This window comes from Comamonas granuli NBRC 101663 (assembly GCF_000739995.1).
In the GTDB taxonomy this organism is placed as follows: Bacteria; Pseudomonadota; Gammaproteobacteria; order Burkholderiales; family Burkholderiaceae_C; genus Simplicispira; species Simplicispira granuli.
This window is the reverse complement of the sequence record NZ_BBJX01000014.1, coordinates 19,784-39,897: the sequence shown is the minus strand read 5'-3', so window position 1 is coordinate 39,897 and position 20,114 is coordinate 19,784. Positions and strand designations below refer to the sequence as shown.

General features: G+C 65.7%; 15 protein-coding genes. 5 read left to right on the top strand and 10 right to left on the bottom strand.

Annotation, left to right across the window (positions count from 1 at the left end; translation table 11 throughout):
• Positions 1-6 precede the first annotated feature (6 nt).
• The gene (locus tag CGR01S_RS13800; protein ID WP_042428350.1) at positions 7-1,431 is read left to right on the top strand and encodes an NAD(P)/FAD-dependent oxidoreductase; all 1,425 of its coding nucleotides are present in this window, start codon (positions 7-9) and stop codon (positions 1,429-1,431) included.
• 138 nt (positions 1,432-1,569) lie between these two features.
• Here CGR01S_RS13800 and CGR01S_RS13795 read toward each other — a convergent pair whose 3' ends face one another.
• Positions 1,570-2,313, bottom strand: coding sequence for an aspartate/glutamate racemase family protein (locus CGR01S_RS13795; RefSeq protein WP_042428347.1), 744 nt, complete (start codon positions 2,311-2,313; stop codon positions 1,570-1,572).
• A 117-nt stretch (positions 2,314-2,430) separates the two neighbouring features.
• On the opposite strand from CGR01S_RS13795, the gene CGR01S_RS13790 reads away from it, so the two are divergent.
• Both CGR01S_RS13790 and CGR01S_RS13785 read left to right on the top strand, forming a co-directional pair.
• Positions 2,431-3,174 carry a GntR family transcriptional regulator gene (locus CGR01S_RS13790; protein ID WP_042428344.1) on the top strand — a complete coding sequence of 248 codons (744 nt, stop codon included), beginning with the start codon at positions 2,431-2,433 and terminating at the stop codon, positions 3,172-3,174.
• On the top strand, positions 3,171-4,361 hold the full coding sequence (locus CGR01S_RS13785) for a YbfB/YjiJ family MFS transporter (RefSeq protein ID WP_042428341.1): 1,191 nt from the start codon (positions 3,171-3,173) through the stop codon (positions 4,359-4,361). Before CGR01S_RS13790 ends, CGR01S_RS13785 begins: the two co-directional genes overlap by 4 nt.
• A 56-nt stretch (positions 4,362-4,417) precedes the next feature.
• Here CGR01S_RS13785 and CGR01S_RS13780 read toward each other — a convergent pair whose 3' ends face one another.
• From CGR01S_RS13780 to CGR01S_RS13740, 9 genes are all read right to left on the bottom strand, one after another.
• Entirely contained in the window at positions 4,418-5,341 is a 924-nt protein-coding gene (locus CGR01S_RS13780; protein WP_042428339.1) for a CobW family GTP-binding protein, read from the bottom strand.
• Between the two features lie 2 nt (positions 5,342-5,343).
• Positions 5,344-6,999 (bottom strand): amidohydrolase, encoded by a 1,656-nt coding sequence (locus CGR01S_RS13775; protein ID WP_042428336.1) that lies wholly within the window; start codon positions 6,997-6,999, stop codon positions 5,344-5,346.
• Positions 7,000-7,044: 45 nt separating this feature from the next.
• On the bottom strand, positions 7,045-8,256 hold the full coding sequence (locus tag CGR01S_RS13770; RefSeq protein WP_042428331.1) for an amidohydrolase: 1,212 nt from the start codon (positions 8,254-8,256) through the stop codon (positions 7,045-7,047).
• Between the two features lie 3 nt (positions 8,257-8,259).
• Positions 8,260-9,288: an ABC transporter ATP-binding protein gene (locus CGR01S_RS13765; protein WP_042428329.1), complete on the bottom strand. Its 1,029-nt coding sequence runs from the start codon at positions 9,286-9,288 to the stop codon at positions 8,260-8,262.
• Positions 9,285-10,289, bottom strand: a complete 1,005-nt coding sequence (locus CGR01S_RS13760; RefSeq protein ID WP_042428327.1) for an ABC transporter ATP-binding protein — start codon at positions 10,287-10,289, stop codon at positions 9,285-9,287. Before CGR01S_RS13760 ends, CGR01S_RS13765 begins: the two co-directional genes overlap by 4 nt.
• Positions 10,289-11,155, bottom strand: a complete 867-nt coding sequence (locus tag CGR01S_RS13755; protein ID WP_042428324.1) for an ABC transporter permease — start codon at positions 11,153-11,155, stop codon at positions 10,289-10,291. The genes CGR01S_RS13760 and CGR01S_RS13755 overlap by 1 nt, the downstream gene beginning before the upstream one ends.
• Positions 11,152-12,129, bottom strand: a complete 978-nt coding sequence (locus CGR01S_RS13750; protein ID WP_042428321.1) for an ABC transporter permease — start codon at positions 12,127-12,129, stop codon at positions 11,152-11,154. The genes CGR01S_RS13755 and CGR01S_RS13750 overlap by 4 nt, the downstream gene beginning before the upstream one ends.
• Before the next feature lie 15 nt (positions 12,130-12,144).
• Entirely contained in the window at positions 12,145-13,746 is a 1,602-nt protein-coding gene (locus tag CGR01S_RS13745) for an ABC transporter substrate-binding protein (RefSeq protein WP_042428572.1), read from the bottom strand.
• 282 nt (positions 13,747-14,028) lie between these two features.
• Positions 14,029-15,153: a helix-turn-helix transcriptional regulator gene (locus CGR01S_RS13740; protein WP_042428318.1), complete on the bottom strand. Its 1,125-nt coding sequence runs from the start codon at positions 15,151-15,153 to the stop codon at positions 14,029-14,031.
• A 216-nt stretch (positions 15,154-15,369) separates the two neighbouring features.
• Between CGR01S_RS13740 and CGR01S_RS16225 the strand changes: the two genes are divergently transcribed.
• Together CGR01S_RS16225 and CGR01S_RS16770 are read left to right on the top strand one after the other, a co-directional pair.
• The gene (locus tag CGR01S_RS16225; protein ID WP_169742460.1) at positions 15,370-18,987 is read left to right on the top strand and encodes a choice-of-anchor U domain-containing protein; all 3,618 of its coding nucleotides are present in this window, start codon (positions 15,370-15,372) and stop codon (positions 18,985-18,987) included.
• A gap of 56 nt (positions 18,988-19,043) precedes the next feature.
• Positions 19,044-19,838, top strand: coding sequence for a hypothetical protein (locus tag CGR01S_RS16770; protein WP_156967583.1), 795 nt, complete (start codon positions 19,044-19,046; stop codon positions 19,836-19,838).
• Positions 19,839-20,114: the final 276 nt, after the last annotated feature.

Here is a 20,114-nt window from a genome sequence, read left to right as displayed (position 1 = left end):
ACCGGCATGAAAGCCCACGCCCAACCACGCGCCTCCATGCGCAGCCCCTACGATCCGCAGTACGACCCATTGGTGGCGAAATCGCCCGGCCATGGGGCCAACTACGCTCCCACCTACTGGGTGGGAACGGCCGGCGAGCCGCCGGAAGACGATGGCCCGATCACGGGCGACGTCGATGCCGATGTGGTGATCGTGGGCTCGGGATTCACGGGCCTGGCGACGGCGCTGTTTCTGGCGCGCGAGCATGGCATCCGCGCCACGGTGCTTGAAGCCAACCAGGCCGTCTGGGGCTGCACCAGCCGCAACGGCGGGCAAGGCCAGAACGCCAGCGGCCGCCTCTATCGCTCGCAGTGGATCGCGCGCTGGGGCAAGGAAACCGCACTGAAGCTCGACGCCGAGATTCGCGAGGGCTTCGACACCTTCAAGAGCCTGGTGGCCGAATTTCCCGAGTGCGAGCCCCAGCCGGGCGGGCATCTGTACATCGCGCACCGCGAGAAGAAGATGGCCTTCCTGCACAACGAGTCCAAGGTCATGCGCGAGGTCTTCGGTTACAACACCCGCATGCTCACCCCGGACGAGGTGCGCGACGAGTATGTCAACGACGCCGAGAGCTTCGGCGCGCTGCACGAGCCCGACGGCATCGGCGTGCATCCGCTGAAACTGGCCTTCGGCTATCTGCGCAAGGCCCGGGAACTGGGGGTGAAAGTGCACCCGGCCAGCCCCGTGATCGGCATGGAGACGCGCAACGGTGTGCATTACCTGAAGACTCCGGGAGGCACGGTCAAGGCGCGTGCCGTGGGTTTTGCCACCGGTGGCTATACCAGCAATGGCATGCACCGGAGCCTGGATTCCAAGATCATGCCCATTCTGTCCAACTCGCTGGTCACGCGCCCGCTGACGGAACAGGAGCTGGCGGCGACCAACTTCAAGACCACCGAAGTCATCACCGATACCCGCACGCTGCGCTTTTACTACCGCAAGCTGCCCGACAACCGGGTCCAGATCGGCAGCCGTAGCTCCATCACCGGAGCCGATGCACCCAACCCGGTGCACATGGCCAAGCTCATCGACGGCCTGCACCGCAAATTCCCGGCGCTCAAGGGCATCCAGATCGACTACTCGTGGTGGGGCTGGGTGGACGTGAGCCACGACATGATGCCGCGCATCGTGCAGCCCAATGCGGATGAATCGGTGTTCTACGCAGTCGGCTATGGCGGCAACGGCGTGTCCTTCTCGGCCCACGCCGGACGCCGCATGGCGCAGCGCATCGCCGGCAAAAACCTGCCGGCGTTCGAACTGCCCATCTACAACTCCGAACTGGAATATCCGAACGTGTTCAATCTGGTGCGCTCGCGCGCCTTTGCACCGTTCCGCCGGTTTGGCCAGCGCTTTCTCTACCACTGGTACTACCTGCGCGACGAAACCCTTTGATCGGGCGGCGCCATCCCTGCTTGCAGCCTTGCACTGCGGGGTGGCGGCCCACAGGGCCTGGGCCCGCCCGGCGCGTCGCGCCGACGGCCGCGGCCACTCAATCGCTGCGGCCCCGCGCAGGGCCGCAGCACCCGCGCCTCAATCGCTCAAGGCAAAGGCGCTCATGATCCCGGTCACGGGCTTGGCCTCGGGCCGCGCGCCGTCGCCGCGCTTGCTGGCGGACAGACCTGCACCGCTCAGCGCCTCGGCCAGCTTCACTGCCACACTCACGCCATCGATCACGGGCACGCCCAGGACGCCGGACAGGCGCGCGCACAGCGGTGCCATGCCGGCACAGCCCAGCACCAGTGCTCCGCAGCCGTCCTCCTCGATCGCGCGTTCGGCGCAGGCGCGCACCTGGGCAAATACCCGGTCGTCCGTAGCGGCTGCCTCCAGGGCCAGCACGGGCAGGCCGGTGGCGTGCACGCGGCGGCATTGGTATTCGAAGCCATAAAGGCGCGCCAGGCGCTCCGCCGTGGAGACGGTGCGCTGCAGTGTGGTGATGACGGAAAAGCGCGGCGCCAGCAGGCAGGCGGCATGCATGGCAGCCTGCGCAATCCCCAGCACCGGCGCATCGGCCACCTCGCGCGCGGCCTGCAGGCCCGGGTCTCCGAAGCACGCGACGACATGGGCGTGCACGCCTTCCCGGCGGCCCTGTTCTACGGCCTGCATGAGTCCGGGCAATGCCAGGGCTTCGTCGAAAGCGCTTTCTATGCTGGCCGGGCCGCTGGCCGTGCCGGTCAGCATGATGTGCGTTCCCTGGGCGGCCACCCGGCGCGCAGCGTGGCCGATTTCTTCGGTCATGGCGAGCGAGGCGTTGGGGTTGATGATTTGGATCTTCATATTGTGTGAATCAATTGATTTATTGTGACAAAAATAGATTGCTTTGCCATAATATAGACGAGCGCCGCATGGGTCAACAATTCCGTGGCACCATGCCGCCTGTTAGGAGAGCATTCCATGGCACGACCCAAACAGAACACCCCTTCCATTGCCCCTCAGGCAGCCCCGGATGATGCGGCTCCTTCGCAGGAGCTGGCGGACGAAATCCGGGTGCGTGATGCCATTGTGGAGGCTGTTTTGTCACAAAAGCTACCACCCGGAACGCGGCTGGTAGAGACGCCGCTGTGCGAAGCCTTCGGCGTCAACCGTTCGCTGCTGCGGCGGGTGCTGGTGCGCCTGGCCAACGAAAAAGTGGTGGAGCTGCAGCACAACCGGGGCGCATCGGTGGCCCAGCCCAGCCCGGTCGAGATGCGCGAGGTGTTCGAGGTGCGCCGCCTCGTCGAGGGCGGTTTGGTGCGCCGCCTGTGCGCCTGTGCCAAGCCCGGCGATATCGCGGGCTTGCGCCGCCTGGTGCAGGACGAGGCCCAGGCTTACCACCAGGGCGATCGGTCGCGCTGGATCAGGCTCTCGGGCGAGTACCACCTGGCAGCCGCGCGCGCGCTGGGAAACGATGAGTTGCAGGAGATCATGAACGCACTGGTCGCCCGGACCACGCTGATGAAAGCGCTGTACGACGCGCCGGGCCGCAGCGCATGCTCCTTTGAGGAGCATGGCGCCATCCTCGATGCCATCGCTGCCGGGGAGACCGAGCGCGCCTGCCAGTTGATGGACGAGCACCTGCAGAGCGCCGAGCGCAAGCTGCGGCGGGATCCCCCCAGCGTCGATGTCGATCTATTGCAATTGTTCGGAGCCCAACAATGAGTGCCTTCTCCACCCGTGCCGCTGTCGACGGGGGGCGCAACCTGCACTGGCAGGGCCTGCCCCAGGTCCTGGCCCTGGCCCTGGCACCGCTGGTCGCCTTGGGTTTTTCGCGCTTTGCCTATGCGCTGCTGCTGCCGGCCATGCAGGTGAACCTGGGCTGGAGCCTGTCCCAGGCGGGCGCCCTGAATACCGCCAACGGCGTGGGCTATCTGATCGGCGCCGTCGCCGCGGCCCCGTTGGCGCGCCGCTGGGGTGCAGTCCGCAGCTTCATCCTGGGCATGTGGCTGAGCGCGGCAGCCTTGCTGCTCAGCGGGCTGTTCCAGGGCTGGCATGTGTTCATGCTGGTGCGCTTTGCCGGGGGCATCAGTACCGCAGTCGCCTTTGTGCTCGGTACCAGCCTGGCCACGCGCGCCATGCCGCACAAGCCTGCCGGCGCCCTCACCGTGTATTTCGCCGGCTCCGGCATGGGCATGGTGCTGGCCGGCAGCCTGCTGCCGCAGTGGCTCGATACCAGTGCCGCAGGCTGGCAGACCGCCTGGCTGCTCATGGGCGCGGCTTCCGTGCTGGCCGCCATGGTGAGCGCGGCAGCGGCGCGGCGCCTGCGCCCTGCCGCCGCGCCCGCCGCACCGACCCAGCCGGGCCCTTCGGTGCTCGGCCGGCTCTGGCCGAGCCTGGCGGCCAACAGCCTCTTTGGTGCAGGCTACGTGGGCTACACCACCTTTGTCATCGCGCTGCTGCGCCAGCAAGGGCATGGCAGTGTGGCCACGTCCTTGTTCTTCTGCGGGCTGGGACTGGCCTCGCTGCTGGCCATTCCTGCGTGGGGCCATGGCCTGGCCCGCCTGCGCGTGGGACGGGGCTTTGCCCTGGTCAGTGTCTGCGTGGCCCTGGGCGTGATGCCCGTTCTGCTGTCTTCGGCGCTGCCCGCCCTTGCGCTCTCGGCGTGTGTGTTCGGTGCCAGCTTCATGGCCGGGCCGGCGGCCATCAGCCTGGTGGCCCAGCGCTTGTTGCCCGAGCGGCAGTTGGCGGTCGGCCTGGGTTTGCTGACGGCGGCGTTTTCGCTGGGGCAGTCCGTAGGTCCCATCGTGGCAGGGCTGGTTGCCGATGCCACGGGGCAGTTGACCGCCGGTCTGTGGCTGGGCCCGGTGATGCTGGCGCTGGCGGCGCTGGTCTCGCTCCGGCAGCGCTGAAGAAGGAGCGGGGGCTGCTCTGGCTGCCCCGGCAGAGCGCCGGCAGGGGAGGGAGATCAGTGACCGGGGCCGCCCGGCATCTGCACCAGCCAGGGGCGGGGCAGGCGTCCGCGCAAGCCGATCGCCACCAGCGTGCTCGATGGTGCCGGGGCGCTGTGCAGGGGCTGCCAACTGCTGCGCAGGCCGGCCACCTGGAGCTCGTACCAGCCGCCATCGCTGGTCTGTACCCAACCCTTGAGGCGGAGCAGGCCCGCAGGCACCTGCGCCAGCCAGGCGTGCCAGGCCGCCAACGGGAAGCTGCCGCCGGGCCGGTGCGACCAGGTTTCAAACTGGCTGGCGAGGAAGCCGGCGCCGTCTGTCTGGGCGGGCCGTTCGAAAGGGGGCCAGGCCGTGCCCGTGAGCAGGTCCTGCGGCACCGCGCCATAGGAGGCGGCCACGCAAGGCCGGCCTTCGCTGAGCTGCGACACCCAGGACTGGAGATCCTCCAAGGCTTGCGCATCCAGCAGCTCGGCCTTGTTCAGCAGCACCCAGTCGGCGCGCCGCAGTTGCTGGCGCAGCCCGTCGGCGAGCAGCGGGTCGGCCGCCTGCGCCCGCAGCGCGGCGGCGTCTGCGACCACCACCACCGCATCCAGGCGCAGCTCTGGCGCGGCCATGCCCAGCTGGGCAATGCGCCAGGGGTCGGATACGCCGCTGGCCTCGATGATGATCCCGTCAAAAGGGGGGTGCGCCTCGATCACCCTGATCAGGGCGCGGCTCAGGTCGTCGCCAATCGAGCAGCAGACGCAGCCATTGGTGAGCGCGATGGTGTCGCCATGCACCGCCGCAATGGCTGCCGCGTCGAGGTTGATGGAGCCAAAATCGTTCACCAGCACCGCCAGCCGCCGGGGGCTGGCGTTCTGCAACAGGCGGTTGAGCAGGGTGGTTTTTCCAGCGCCCAGAAAACCGCCAATCACGGTGAACGGAATGCGCGGCGCCGCCATGATCACCGCCGCGCTGCGAAGGGCTTGCCGGACAAGACGGTGCCCCAGATGCCGATGTCTTTGAGCCGCATGGGATCCACGGACAGGGGGTCCTCGTCGAGCACGCAGAAATCGGCCTTCTTGCCGCATTCGATGCTGCCGATCTCGTGGTCCAGGTTCAGCGTCCAGGCGGCGCCCAGGGTCACGGCATGCAGGGCTTCGGCGACGCTGATGCGTTCGCTCGCACCCAGGATGCGCCCGGAGGGGGTGACACGGTTGACCGCACACCAGGCGGTGAACAAGGGCCCCAGGGGCGTGACGGGGGCATCGGAGTGGATGGCCATCGGCACCCCGGCGCGCAGCGCGCTGGCACAGGCGTTCATGCGTTCGGCACGGTCCGGTCCCAGCGTCAGGCTGGCGTGCTGGTCGCCCCAGTACCACAGGTGGTTGCTGAACAGGTTGACGCCCAGGCCGAGGCCGGCCATGCGCCGGAACAGCGCGGCGTCGATCATCTGGCCGTGCTGCAGGGTGTGGCGATGGTTGGGACGGGGGTAGCGCGCCAGCACGCGTTCGATGGCATCGATGGCTACCAGGCTTGCTTCGTCGCCGTTGGTGTGCGTATGAATGGTCAGACCCGCGCGGTGGTAGGTCTCGAAATCGGCCTCGAACTGCGTGGGTGCAGTGACCCAGATGCCATTGTCCGCGCCATTGAAGTAGCCGGGCCAGCGCAAGCGGGCCGAGAAGCCCTGGATGGAGCCATCGAGCATCATCTTGACCAGGCCGTAACGCAGGCGGTCGGTGTTGCCGGCCATGAGCGTGCGCACGTGGTTGGCGCCGTCCTGCGCACCATGGGTGCCATGGAAGGCCTGGAAGGCCGGCAGCAGGCGCACGCTGTAGTCCGGGTTGGAACAGGCACGCTCCAGCGTGGCGCAGTCGGCTTCGCCCAGGCGGTTGACCAGGTCGGTGGCGGTGGTCACGCCCTGCATGCGGGCAATGGCGGCAAAGCCCGCCATGCCGTCGTCGTCCATGGGGGCCAGCAGCCCGGCGTTGCCGATGCGGCGCACCACCGGGAACATGGCCGCGGGCTCCTGCAGCTCCCCATTGGGCTCGCCGTCGTCGAACTTCATCACGCCCTCGATCTCGGTCTCGCGCGTGATGCCGGCGAGCTGGAGCATGGCCGTGTTCACGTTCATCAAATGCCCGTTGGCGTGGGCGATGACCACCGGGCGGGTGGCGCAGGCGCGGTCGATATGGCGCACGGTCATGCGCTCGTTGTCGAAATAGATGGGGTCGAAGCCCCAGGCGATCAGGGGCTCATCGGCCGCGCAGCCCGTCTGCTGCATCTCCCGGTCCAGCTCGGTCAGCCGCTCGATCACCGCCTGCATGGAGCGCAGCCCGGGCCATACACGGCCCTGGGGGTCGCGGCGGTCGAACCAGCCCAGGTAGGGCATGGTCCACATGCCGCCTTCCTTCAGGTGGCAATGCCCCTCCACCAGGCCGGGCATGAGCACCTGGTCGGCAAAGCGCGTGTCCACCTCGACATCGCCCCAGGCACGCATGCGGTCGAGGTCGCCGACGGCAAGAATGCGGCCGTCGCGCACAGCCACATGGGTGGCGGTCGGCTGCATGGGGTTCATGGTGATGATCTTGCGGGCGGCGTAGACAGTCGTTTTTGTCATGGTAAGCGTCACGGGTGGGAAATGGCAGGAGGCGGCGGTGCGGTGTCAGGCGAGCGGCGGCAGCAGGGCCTGGCCATCCTGTGCCACGATGCGCCCGCGCTTGAGGACATAGCGCGGCAGCGGGTGCGCCGCCACGGCTTCGGCCGCGCAGCTGGCGGGCACGACCACCAGATCGGCGGTGCAGCCAGGGGTCAGGCCGTAGTCCTGCACGCCCATCAGCTGGGCGCCGCCGTAGGTTGCCATGCGCAGCGTGATCTCCAGTCCCGGGTCATCGCGAAAGCCGTTGAGGTACGAGATCAGGAAGGCGCGCTCCAGCATGTCGCCGGTGTTCAGCGGACTCCAGCAGTCGCGCACGCCGTCCGACCCGGTGAACAGGCGCACGCCGCGTTCGGCCAGCAGGCGTACCGGGGGGAAGGGAATGCCGCCCACCGGGCCGTGCGTCATGATGGCGATGTCGTGCTCCAGCAGCAGCTCCACCATCTGCTCCAGCCGCGCCTCGTCCAGGCCGCCCAGGCAGAAGGCATGGCTGATGGCGACCCGGCCGCGCATGCCCAGCGCGCGGATGCGATCGGCCACCATCTCCAGTGTGCGCGCACCCACCTCGCCGCGGTCGTGCAGGTGGATGTCGAGGGCGCAACCCCGGCGTTCGGCGATGGCAAAGAGGCCGTCGAGCTGGCCTTCGGGGTTCTGGTCCACGCCGATCGGGTCCAGTCCGCCCAGCACCTGCGCGCCGGCCTGCACGGCCTGGTCCAGCAGGTCCAGGGTGCCGGGGCGCATCATCACGCCGGTCTGGGGAAAGGCCACCATTTCCATGTCGATGTAGTCGCGATGGGCCTCGTACATGGCCAGCACACCGTGCAGGTAGCTCAGGCCCATGTCCAGGCCGACATCGATGTGCGTGCGCACATGGGTGGTGCCGCGCGCCACCATGTGGCGCAGCAGGCGCGCGCTCTGCAGTTCGGACGAGATGCGCAGTTCCTTCATCACGCGCTGCTCGTTCTCGATGCGGTCGATCAGCGTGGGGCCGGCCTGGTGGGGGTGCCAGGGCAGGCCCCAGAGGGTCTTGTCCACATGCGCGTGGGCATCGACATAACCGGGCAGCACCATGCAACCCTGGGCCTCCAGGATGCGCCCGGCGCCCGGCGCCTGCAGGCCGGGCCCGACGGCGGCGATGCGCCCGTTGTCGATCAGCACATCGGCGTCGTGCGCCAGGCCCCAAGGCCGGGCGCCGCGGATCAGAATGCTTTCTTGTGGCATGTTTCAGGCGGCTTCTTGTTGCAGGGGGGGCAGGGCACGGCCGTTCACCACCTCGATGCGGCGGCAGCGCACCCAGTGCCCGGGGGTCACCTCGCGCAGCGGCGGCAGCTCGCGCGAGCATTCCGGCTCGGCCGCCGGGCAGCGGCCCGCGAAACGGCAGCCGGGGGGCGGAGCGATGGGGCTGGGCGGATCGCCGACCAGGCGCAGCCGCCGCGCGGCCCGCTCGCGCCCGCCCTTGACCGTTGGCACGGCCGAGAGCAGGGCCGCGCTGTAGGGGTGCAGCGGATTGCTGAAGAAGGCCTTGCGCGGTGCGCGCTCGACGATCTGGCCCAGATACATCACGGCGATTTCGTCGCAGATGTGCTCCACCACCGCCATGTCGTGCGAGATGAAGAGGTAGGTCAGCCCCATCTCTTTCTGCAGGCGTACCAGCAGATTGAGAATCTGGGCCCGGATGGCCACGTCCAGTGCCGACACCGGCTCGTCGCAGACCACCAGCTCGGGGTGGGTGGCGAGTGCGCGGGCGATGTTGATGCGCTGGCGCTGCCCGCCCGAGAACTGGTGGGGAAACAGGTGCTGCTGCTCAGGGCGCAATCCGACCTGCGCGAACAACTCGTCGACGCGTGCCCGCCGCTGCTCCGGCGTGCCCACCTTCATCAGGTCCAGCGGCGCACGCACGGCTTCGCCGACGCGCTGGCGCGGGTTGAGCGAAGAAAACGGGTCCTGGAAAATGATCTGTACCCGTTTGCGCGCATCGCGCAGCGCTTCGCCCTCGATTTCGTCGAGCTGGGTGTCCCCCAGGCGAACCTGCCCGGAGGTGATGGGGGCCAGACGCATGACCGACAGCGCCGTGGTGGTCTTGCCCGAACCGGACTCGCCCACCACGGCCAGGGTGGTACCCCGCGCGATGTCAAAGGAGACGCCATCGACGGCCCTCACGACTTCCGTCGAGCGGCGCCAGCCGCTGCCGGCGATCGGGAAGTGCACCTGGAGGTCGCGGACCGACAGCAGGGGGGATGGTGCGGTGTTCATGCGATTTTCCTCAACGGGGGGGCTTCGAGCCAACACGCGGCGGTGTGGCCGGCATCGGTACCAAACATGGGGGGCAGGTCGTGGGCGCAGCGCGCCAGGGCCTGGGGGCAGCGCTCACGGAACGCGCAGCCGCGGCCGATCTCCCAGAGCGAGGGAACCACACCGGGGATTTCGGTGAGCTCGACGCGCTCGGCCAGGCGGCTGCTGCCCAGCTCGGGCAGGCATTCGATCAGGCCCCGGGTGTAGGGGTGCGACGGGCGCGAGAGCACCTGCTCGGTGCTGCCCTGCTCGATCACCCGGCCTGCATACATCACCATCACCCGGTCGGCCATCTCGGCCACGGCACCCATGTCGTGGGTGATCATGATGATGGCCGTCCCCTTGTCCCGCTGCAGTTGGCGCAGCAGATCGAAGATCTGGGCCTGGACGGTCACGTCCAGCGCGGTGGTGGGTTCGTCGGCGATCAGGATGTCCGGCTCGCAGGCGATGGCCATGGCGATCATCACGCGCTGGCGCATGCCGCCCGACATCTGGTGCGGATACTCGTCGACGCGCCGCTCCGGCGCCGGGATGCCGACCTGGCGCAGCATCTCGATGGCGCGCAGGCGTGCCTGGCGTGCGTCCAGGCCGGCATGCAGGCGCAGCGATTCGCCGATCTGGTCGCCCACGGTGTAGACCGGGTTGAGCGAGGTCATGGGCTCCTGGAAGATCATCGAGATGCGGTTGCCGCGCACCTCGCGCATGCGCGCTTCGCTGGCCTTGAGCAGGTCCTCGCCCTGGAAGAGCACGCGGCCGTCGCGCACCCGGCCGGGAGGCGAGGGAATCAGCCCCAGCAGGGCCAATGCCGTCATGCTCTTGCCACAGCCCGATTCGCCGACCACACACAGCGTTTCGCCGCGGTTGACCTCGAAATCGACGCCATTGAGCACCAGCGCGGTGCCGCGCCGGGTCTTGAATTCGACCTGCAGGTTCTGCACCTGCAGCAAGTTGTCTTGGGTCATCAGCGCTCCCGCAGTTTGGGGTTGAGTGCGTCGTTCAGGCCGTCGCCGATCAGGCTGACGGCCAGTACGGTGATGAAGATGGCCGAACCGGGAATGGCCACGGCCCACCAGCTCGAGAGGAAGTACTGGCGGCTCGAGCCGATCATCAGGCCCCAGCTCATCTGGTTCGGGTCACCCAGGCCCAGGAAGGACAGGCCCGCCTCGAACAGGATGGCGGCACCCACCGCCAGCGTGGCCGACACCACCAGGGGAGGGAAGGCGTTGGGCAGAATGACTTTCCAGATGATGCGCGAGTCACGCGCTCCGATGGCACGCTCGGCGCGCACGTATTCCAGCCCGCGCGCTTTCAGGAACTCGGCGCGCGTGAGGCGGGCCGTGCCGGTCCAGCTCACGACGCCGATGGCCAGCGTGACGGTCAGCAGGCTGGGGGAGAACAGAGTCACCACCACCATCGCAAACAGGAGCGCCGGCAGCACCTGGAAGAACTCGGTGACGCGCATCAGAATGCTGTCGATGCGGCCGCCGTAATAGCCCGCCAGGGCGCCCAGGGTGATGCCGATGCTCACGGACAGCAAGGCGGCCACGACACCCACCAGCAGGGTCGTGCGGCCGCCGTGGATCAGCGTGGCCAGCACGTCACGCCCGAGGTAGTCGGTGCCCAGCCAGGCTTCGGGGCTCAATGGCGGCGTCAGCGGCGCGGCCGTGATTTCGAACGGGTCCACCGGCAGGAGCAGCGGGCCGATGAGGGACAGCGCCAGGATGGCCACGAGCAGGACCATGCCGCCGATGGCCGACGGGTTGCGCATGAACATGCGCACCGCCTCGCGCCACGGGTGCTCCACCACAATGACTTGGTCGGGTTTCATGATGTCTTGATCCTTGGGTCGATGAGGCGGTAGCAGTAGTCCGTCAGCAGGTTCATGACGACCACCACCATGGAGGAGAACAAGAGCACGCCCAGGATGGTGGGGAAGTCGCGCCGCAGCACCGACTCGAACGCCAGGCGTCCCAGGCCCGGCCAGTTGAAGACCGTCTCGACGAGGATGGCGCCTGCCATCACGTTGCCGAACTGCAGCCCCAGGATGGTGATCACCGGCAGGATGGCGTTGCGCAGAGCGTGCTTGTACATAACGACCCGCTGCGACAAGCCCTTGGCGCGCGCCGTCCGGATGTAGTCCGAGCCCAGCACATCGAGCATGGATGCGCGCGCCAGCCGGCTGTACTGCGCCAGGTAGATCAGCCCCAGGGTCAGGGCCGGCAGCACCAGGTGGTGGAGCACGCTCAGGGCATCGGCCAGCCCGGTCGCACCGGCCGAGTCGATGTCGCGCATGCCCGAGACCGGGAACAGCGGCAGCACCGAGGAGAACAGCAGCACCAGCATGATGCCCGTCCAGAACACGGGCGCCGCAAAGCCCACCAGCGACACCGTGTTGATGAACTGCGACAACAGCCCATTGGGCTTGCGCGACGAGAGCACGCCGAGCAGGGTGCCAAAGACAAACGCCGCCAGCACGGCAGTCACCACCAGCAGCAGCGTGGCGGGCACCCGTTCACCGATCATGGTGGACACCGGCAGGTTGAAGAAGTGCGAGTGCCCCAGGTCGCCCTGAACCACCTTGCTGAGGTAGATGCCCAATTGCGTGTGCAGGGGCTTGTCCAGGCCGTACTGCGTGCGCAGTTCGGCCTTGAGTTCCTCGCTCATGCCCCCGCTGGCGCCGGCGATGGTTTCCACCAGATCGCCGGGGGCGGCATGCAGGAGCACGAAGTTGAGTACCACCACCGCGAGCACCAGGGCGGCGCCCTGGTACAGGCGGGTGAACGCGTGGGAGAGTGCGCGCATGGTCTGGGCCCCTGCTTACTTGAGGGAGACCTCGTCGTACGGTGCAAAGGGCCCCCAGATCGTCGCGGGCACATTGACCACCTTCTTCTGCGCGGCCGTGTGGTAGGGCACCTCGTTGATGAAGATGATGGGCAGGTCTTCCGTCACGATCTTCTGGAAGGTCGCGTAGTAGGCCTTGCGCTTGACGGGGTCGAGTACCGTGCCCGCGGTGTTCAGCAGCTCGTCCACCTTCGGGTTGGCGTAGGACTGGGTGTTGGTCCAGACCGTCGGCTTGATGTTGGTCGACAGATAGGTGCGGTGCACGCCGATGATGGGGTCGCCCCAGTTGAACACGGCGTCCATGGTGACGTCGAAGTCCTTGGTGGCCACGCGCTTGGCCCAGGCCGGGAAGTCGGCCGAGGCACGCGTCTCGGCGACAACGCCGATCTTCTTGAGCTGCGCACGGATGTACTCCGCCACCGTCTTCTGCTGGTCATCGTTGCCCGGCGTGTAGTCGATGGTCATGCGGAAGCGCTCGCCGTTCGCACCCACCTTGTAGCCTGCGGCATCCAGCAGTTCGCCGGCCTTCTTGAGGTCGGTGGGGTAGCGCACCAGGTCATCGACCGCGAACGGGCTGCTGGCGATGATGGGGCCGTCGGCCGGCTTGGCAAAGCCTCCCATCAGCGCCTTGGTGACGAACTTCTTGTCGATCACCGAGGCAATCGCCTGGCGCACCCGCACGTCCGAGAAGGGCTTGCGCGTGAGGTTGAATGCCAGCCAGTTCAGCGCGCCCACGGCCTCATAGCCCTTGGGCGAGAGGTTGACCGCCGGGTTGGTGGAGAGACGCCGCAGGTCGGTCGAGATCGACACCATGGGCAGCATCTGGATGCTGCCGCGCTCGAAGCCCAGCATCAGGCTGGACGAGTCGGGCGTGATGTCGATGATGACCTTGTCCAGGTAGGGCTTGCCCGGCAGGAAGAACTTGTCGAAGCGCTCCAGCGTGATGCGCTGGCCAGGCTTGAAATCGACGAATTTGAACGGACCGGAGCCCACCACATCGGTCACGTTGCGCGGGTGGTTGCGCAGGTCCTGGCCGTCACCGTAAATGTGTTTGGGCAGGATGGGGCACAGCGCCGGCGACAGGGCCAGCAGGATGGCCGGATGCGGCGTGGCCATGCGGATGATGGCGGTGTGGGCGTCGGGCGTTTCGACCTTTTCCACGGGACCCATCATGGTGGTGAATGGGTGGTTGGCCTTGATGGCCATGATCGAGAAGGCGACGTCGGCCGAGGTGATGGGCTTGCCGTCGTGGAACACGGCGTCCTTGCGCAGGTGCAGCGTCAGGGACTTGCCGTCTTCTGCCAGGGACCATTTCTCGGCCAGGTAGGGCTGCGGATTCCATTTGTCGTCGAAGCGCAGCGGACTGGCGAACAACTGCGTCGAAGGCAGGGCGGTGGCCACGCCGGACTGCACGGCCCCGTTGAGGTGGCGGGGGGTCTGCGTCCAGCCGACAACCAGGGTTCCGCCGCGCTTGGGGGCTTCTTGTTGTGCCTGCACCGCCCAGGGGGAGCAGAGGGCACCGGCGAGCATGGCAGCAACGGCAAAGCGGCGGCGCGAAGCGCCGTGAGGGATTTGCATTTTTGTCTCCTTGGAAATGCGCCAACCTTCGATGCGCAAGATTGATCAGGAGCAAATTCTGCTTAGATGTTCCTCTCTACACATAGAGCCACCCGCGGACATTCGATAGGACCAATGTCCACGCTAGCAGCAGGCACCCGCCGTACCCGTGGCGCGTGGGACGGGATGGGGTGGAGATATATTAGTGAAATACGGCCTTGGCGCTTGTGCAGAAAGCGCTGGAAGCTATTGTTTTGATAGCTTTCTGCGTGGCACCACGGGTGTCTCGCCCTCCTGAACGCGTCAGGCATTCAGCGCGCGTACCAGCAGCACCAGATCAGTCTGGCGGCGGCAGCCCGTCTTGGCCAGCGCATTCTTGACGTGGGTACGTGCCGTATGCCAGCTGCAGCCCTGTTCCTGGGCGAAATGCTTGAGCGACTTGCCCGAGGCCAGCACCAGCGCGAGGCGCGCCTCAGTCTCCGTCAGTCCTAAGGCCATCCCGATCTGAGTCACTGGCGGTAACGCATGAGGCCCGCCCCACAGCAGCAGCGCAAGGGGGCGCTGTCCGCTCAGTCCCGTCAGTGGGTGCTGTGCATGAAGCGGCAAGATATGGATGAACACTGCTGGCGCCGCCAGTCCTCCGACCTGCAGGCTGGTGCCGCGAGAAGGCATATCCAGGCCGCAAGCCCCGGCTATGCCGGCACGCAGGGCCTGTTGCTGGCGGGCATCCTCTGCGCCCAACCGGTTTTGGCGCAGGCTTAGGCCCGGCGTGTCCTTCAGGAATCGTTCGGCCGCCGTATTGAGGTAATGAACCCTGGCCTGAGCATCCAGTATCACCACGGCCTGGGGGAGGGCGTCCAGCGCGGCAACGCTCCAGCCTGCCTGATGCACCAGGCCGCGGGCACGGGCGCGCAGCCGGGCGGCACGCAGCAAGTCGGGCAGTAGACGCTGCACCAGCATGTTCTCTGGCTGTGCAAAGTCGACATGGTCTGCCGGGCGCACGATGCTGAGCAGCTCCCGTGTGGAGCCTGACTCATGGATGGGGACGCAGAAGGTATGCCTGTAGCCCAGCGATGGCAACCATTCGCCGTGGATGAAACTGCGCGAGAGCTCACGCGGTGAGAAGTGCTGGTAGCCGAACATCGGCTGCCCTACGGGCAGGCGCATAACCAGGGGCACGCATTCGTCTTGGTGCACATGGTGTCGCTCGTATTCGCGCATCTGTTCGACCGTGCTGTCGTCATTTTGCAGACTGCCCGCTACCTGCCCAGAGAACTTGTCGAACACCACGTTGTAGAACAGCGCCCCCTGCATGGCCCGTCGGAAGTCATCCAGGGCGCCGAACCATTCTTCGGGCTCCAGGATGCCTTCATAGAAACGACCTGCAATAGTCTGAAGGGTTCGTTCTTCTGACGTGGTGAAGGACATGCGAATAACCAATTCAGTGGATGGTGGCACAGGCCTGTTTCTGAGTCTGCAGAAGCATCGCATACCGCAATTGCGGTATGCCCAAAACCCCTCGGCCGCCAGAGGATTGACGGTCTTTGTTCACAGGGGCTCTACCCGCAATCCTCCTCACGCACTATGTCCAGTCCTCCTGTATTCCACGGTATTCCCGCTCAACCCCAATGGGTGCACACAGGCTTGGCTAAGGATCTGGCCGACCTGACGGTGTCCGACGTCACTGGTTTCCCTTTGACTGTGACATTGAAGGTGCAGGACGCCGACGCTAATGTGCCAGGCGTTATTGGCGGCACCTTGCAAGTGCCTGGCATGGCGGCCCAAAGCGATGGCAGCTTCGAGCTCACCGGCACGGCGGAACAGATCAATGCCTTGCTGGCGCAGGCCAGCTTCACCGCTCATGCCACTGGCCAAGCTTACATCCAGCTCACTGTCAGCAATCCTCAGAGCATGCAGGCGAGCACAGGCATCTATGCCTTGACCTCCGTGACTGAGCCCGTCAACCAGGCTCCCAGTTTTGCGCCGCCGACGGGCACAGGGAAACTGATTGTTTCGATCAGCGGCAGCATGGATTATGGCCGCAGCCTTGCGTTGTTGCCCGACGGCAAGCTCGTACTGGCGGGATACAGCTATATCGGTACGCAGAACTACATTAGCCTGATTCGCCTGAATACGGATGGCACCTTGGATAGCAGTTTTTCAGCAGATGGAAAACTGCTCTTGCCCTCCGATGCCGGCAAGAGCAACGGCATCTATGGCATGGGCCTTCAGCCAGACGGCAAGATGGTGTTGATCGGCAATACGAACGGCGGCAAATCCGACGGCACGTACTTTCTCATGCGGCTCGGCGCTGACGGGACGGTGGACACGGATTTCAACGGCACCGGCACCCATTACATCAATATCGGCAATGGCGAGGATGGCGGTCATGCCGTTGCCATTCAGCCTGACGGAAAAATACTGGCCGCAGGCACCAGCGTACGCAACGGCAACTATGACTTCAGTCTGGCGCGCCTCAATGCCGATGGCTCGCTGGACACCAGCTTCGGCACCGACGGCACCGTAGTGGTGCCCGTAGGCAGCTACCGTGATCTGGGCTTGGGAGTAACGCTGCAGCCGGATGGAAAAATCATCATGGTGGGCACTGCCCAAACCGTAAACGGCGCCATATGGAATTTCGGCATCATCCGCTTGAATCCCGACGGCAGCCTGGACTCCAGTTTCAACGGCGCGGGCAAGCAGCAAGTGAGCTTTGGCGGCACGTCCGACGATGCCTGGAATGTGGCGGTGCAAGCCGATGGAAAAATCGTTGTCTCTGGTCTCAGCGGTGGCGAATTCGGCATTGCTCGCCTGAATGCCGATGGCTCCATGGACGCCAGCTTCGGCGCTGGCGGCAAGCAGTACTTCTACGTTGGCGGCGGTGAGGCGGAAAGTCACAGCCTGATTCTCCAGCCCGACGGCAAGATCGTCATGGCGGGGATGGCTCGCAATGGCAGCAACAGCCTGGATTTCGCCCTGATGCGTTTAAATCCCAATGGCAGTCCGGACACCAGTTTCAACGCCAATGGTCCGGTTCCTGGCCAATTGTTGGCGAGAGTGGGCAACGATGCGGACCTGGGCTACAGCGCTGTCCTGCAGCCCGACGGCAAAATTGTGGTGGCTGGGTACAGCAGCCACGGCGGAACGACCCAATTCAGTCTGATTCGCGTCAACCCCAATGGCACATTGGATGCCACCTTCAATCCCTCGGCCTCCCCGGTGGACACGCTGGCCGGCAGCGCCGCCAGCTACGATCAAACCGGTACCCCCGTGGTACTGGATGCCGATGCCGCCATATTTGATCCAGAGCTGGCCGCCCAAGGCCATTACAGCGGCGCCAGCATCACCTTGGCGCGGGTGGGGGGGGCCGTCGCGGAGGATGAATTCGGCGCCAGCGGCAACCTGAGCTTGAGCAACGGCCGGGCCAAGCTGCACGGCACGGACATTGGCAGTTATGTCCAGGCCCATGGCAGCTTCACACTCACGCTCAATGCCAGCGCCACGCAGAGCCGCGTCAATGAAGCGCTGCAATCGCTGACCTACCGCAACACCGGCGGCAATCCGCCCGTCTCTGTCGATATCGAGTGGACATTCAACGACGGCAATACCGCCGACGCCCAGGGCCGCGGCGGAGCACTGTCTGCCGCAGGCCGGACCACGGTCAGCATTGCGCCCGCCAACCAGCCGCCTACTGGTGCCATCACAATCACCGGCACTGCCATGCAGGGCCAAACCTTGGCGGCGGATACCTCGACCCTCGCGGATGCCGACGGCCTGGGTGCGTTCAACTACCAGTGGCTGCGCGATGGCTTGGCCATTGCCGGAGCCACCGCCAACACCTACACGCTGGCCCAGGACGACGTGGGCTTTGCGATCAGCCTGCGCGTGAGCTACTCCGATGGCAGGGGTACCCAGGAAACGGTGGCCTCGGCATCGACAGGCGCCGTCCTGCCACCGCCAGCGAACAATCCGCCGACAGGCTTGCTTGTCATCACCGGCACAGCCATGCAGGGCCAAACCTTGACGGCAGATACCTCGACCCTCGCGGATGCCGACGGCCTGGGTGCGTTCAACTACCAGTGGCTGCGCGATGGCTTGGCCATTGCCGGAGCCACCGCCAACACCTACACGCTGGCCCAGGACGACGTGGGCTTTGCAATCAGCCTGTGCGTGAGCTACTCCGATGGAGCCGGATACCCCGAGAAGGTGCTGTCGGCAACCACCGCCCGGGTAGAAGCAGCGCAAGAACAGCCGCCCGTTGTACCACCCAACCAAGCACCATTGCTGCTGGACCTGCCTGGTGAAATACAGGAAGTGGAAGTAGGAATAGCGGCTGCGTTGGCTGATTGGCGGGTCGTGGATCCCGATGCTCCTCATGAGCCGCTCATCCTTGTTCTCACTCCCGTCAATGGTCACATTGGCGGTCTGGAGTCGGCATCCGCCACTGGCATTGATGCCATATGGACCCAAAACGCCTGGGTCCTGCAAGGACCTGCGCTGGCGATGAACAAGCTGCTGGCAGGGTTGACCTTCACGGCAGATTCGCCAGGTGAAGCGGCCATTGAAATCCGGCTGAGCGATGGCCGCAGCCCCGCGCCCGTCAGTGCGCGCTATACGTTCCGCAGCCAGGACGATGCTGACGGCATTACGGCTGCACAAGAGAGCGGGGTGCCGGGTCTACCCGGCCCAGGAGGTGTCCCTGCCTTGCCGGGCGACGGCAATGGCGATGGCATTCTCGATAGCCGCCAGAAGGAGGTTGCCTCGGCCCCCTTTGCGCAGTCGCCATACGGCGGCTCCGCACCTGGGGACGCACCACGTACTTACGTGACTTTGGTTGCGGGCGAGGGGCGTTCCGTCGACACTGCCTCGCAGATTACCGGACTCCGCCAGCTCGATTCGCCACCCGGCCTGCCTGGGCTTATGGAACTGCCACTCGGGATGCTCGCCTTCAGCCTGCAGATGGATGCGACGGGAGGGACTCATCGATTCAGCCTCTATCTGGATGCGGCACAGCCAGTCAACGGCTACTGGGCTCAAAACCATGACGGTGTGTGGACCCACCTTGCCAGCGCCGCGTTCGGCGGCCGGATGGTGATCGAGGGTGACCGGCTGCGGCTGGATTTCCAGATCACCGACGGGGGCGAATTCGACGCCGACGGACAGCTCAACGGAGTGATCACGCATCAAGGCGCTGCAGGGCGGCTTCCGCTGTCCCTGGTGGGCTATGCACCGGATACAGAGCACATGCTTCTGTGGTTCTGATGCGCCCGCAACGTCTGATCCCGCTCCGACTCCCGCCGCTTGTCCGAACAATTTTCATGCACCAATACCCGATGCCCATTGATGTTCCCCGCCTCCACAGCGCTCGCTGGGTTGTCGCCGTTTTGTTGGGATGGAGTCTGTGGGGTTGCGGCGGAGGCTCTGCCATAGAGCGTGATGCGCCTGCAGAAGAAGCTCCGCCTGCGCCACTGAAAACCTCCAGCCTGCAGGGCCGCTGGACCGCGCCCGCAGGCGCTACCTCGGCGCACACGCTGCTGGTGCTACCTTCCGCGACCGATGGCACGGCTGCCGTTTGGGCGATCACAGCGGATGGCCAAGCCCTGCTGCGGTTGCAAATGCAGGCGACAGGTGCCCATGAAGTGGAACTCAGGGGCTGGCGCCATGTTCTCGGCGAAGGCCAGATGCCCTCGACGGTGGCCTGGCAGGGCACCGCCGCGCTGACCACCGGCAGCGCCTCAATGACATTTGAGGCAGGTACATTGGCATTTACACGTGTGGACCCGCTCGATCAGCCGCCACGCCTTGCGGATATTGGAGGCTCCTGGTCCGCAACGTTGGGCGAAGGTGCAGTCGTATTGCACTGGAGTGTGGACGCTAGCGGCCGCCTTTCCGGCTCCAGCACCACGGGCTGTACCTACAGCGGCATGCTGCAAGAGAACAGCCATGCCACGTTATTCGATACTACGCTCATAGAGACCTGCCAAGACCTAGCGCGGAAGTTCGCGGGCATCGCCAGCCCGCGACCGGCGATGGATGGCACAGTTTCCGGCATGACACTGGCGCTGGTACAGGAAGATGGTGACGCTGCGCTGCTGTTAGCGCTGCGAAGGTAGCGCAGCTCAGTCCTCCACGCATGCGTCACATGCAATGCGCCGGTCTGGAGCTGTCAGCAGCGACTTTCCGTAAGAACACGCATGCGACGTGCGCGTCCAAATCCAGGCGAGTGATGGGCAGCTCACTAGCTTCCATATTCTCGCGCTCAGTTGTGCGGGCTTGGATTGCGGAAATAAAAAACCCAAGTAAATCATATACTTGGGTTCATGTTTGGCGGAGAGGGCGGGATTCGTCCAGTCCGAAGAGAATTTTCAATAAAATCAACGACTTACAAA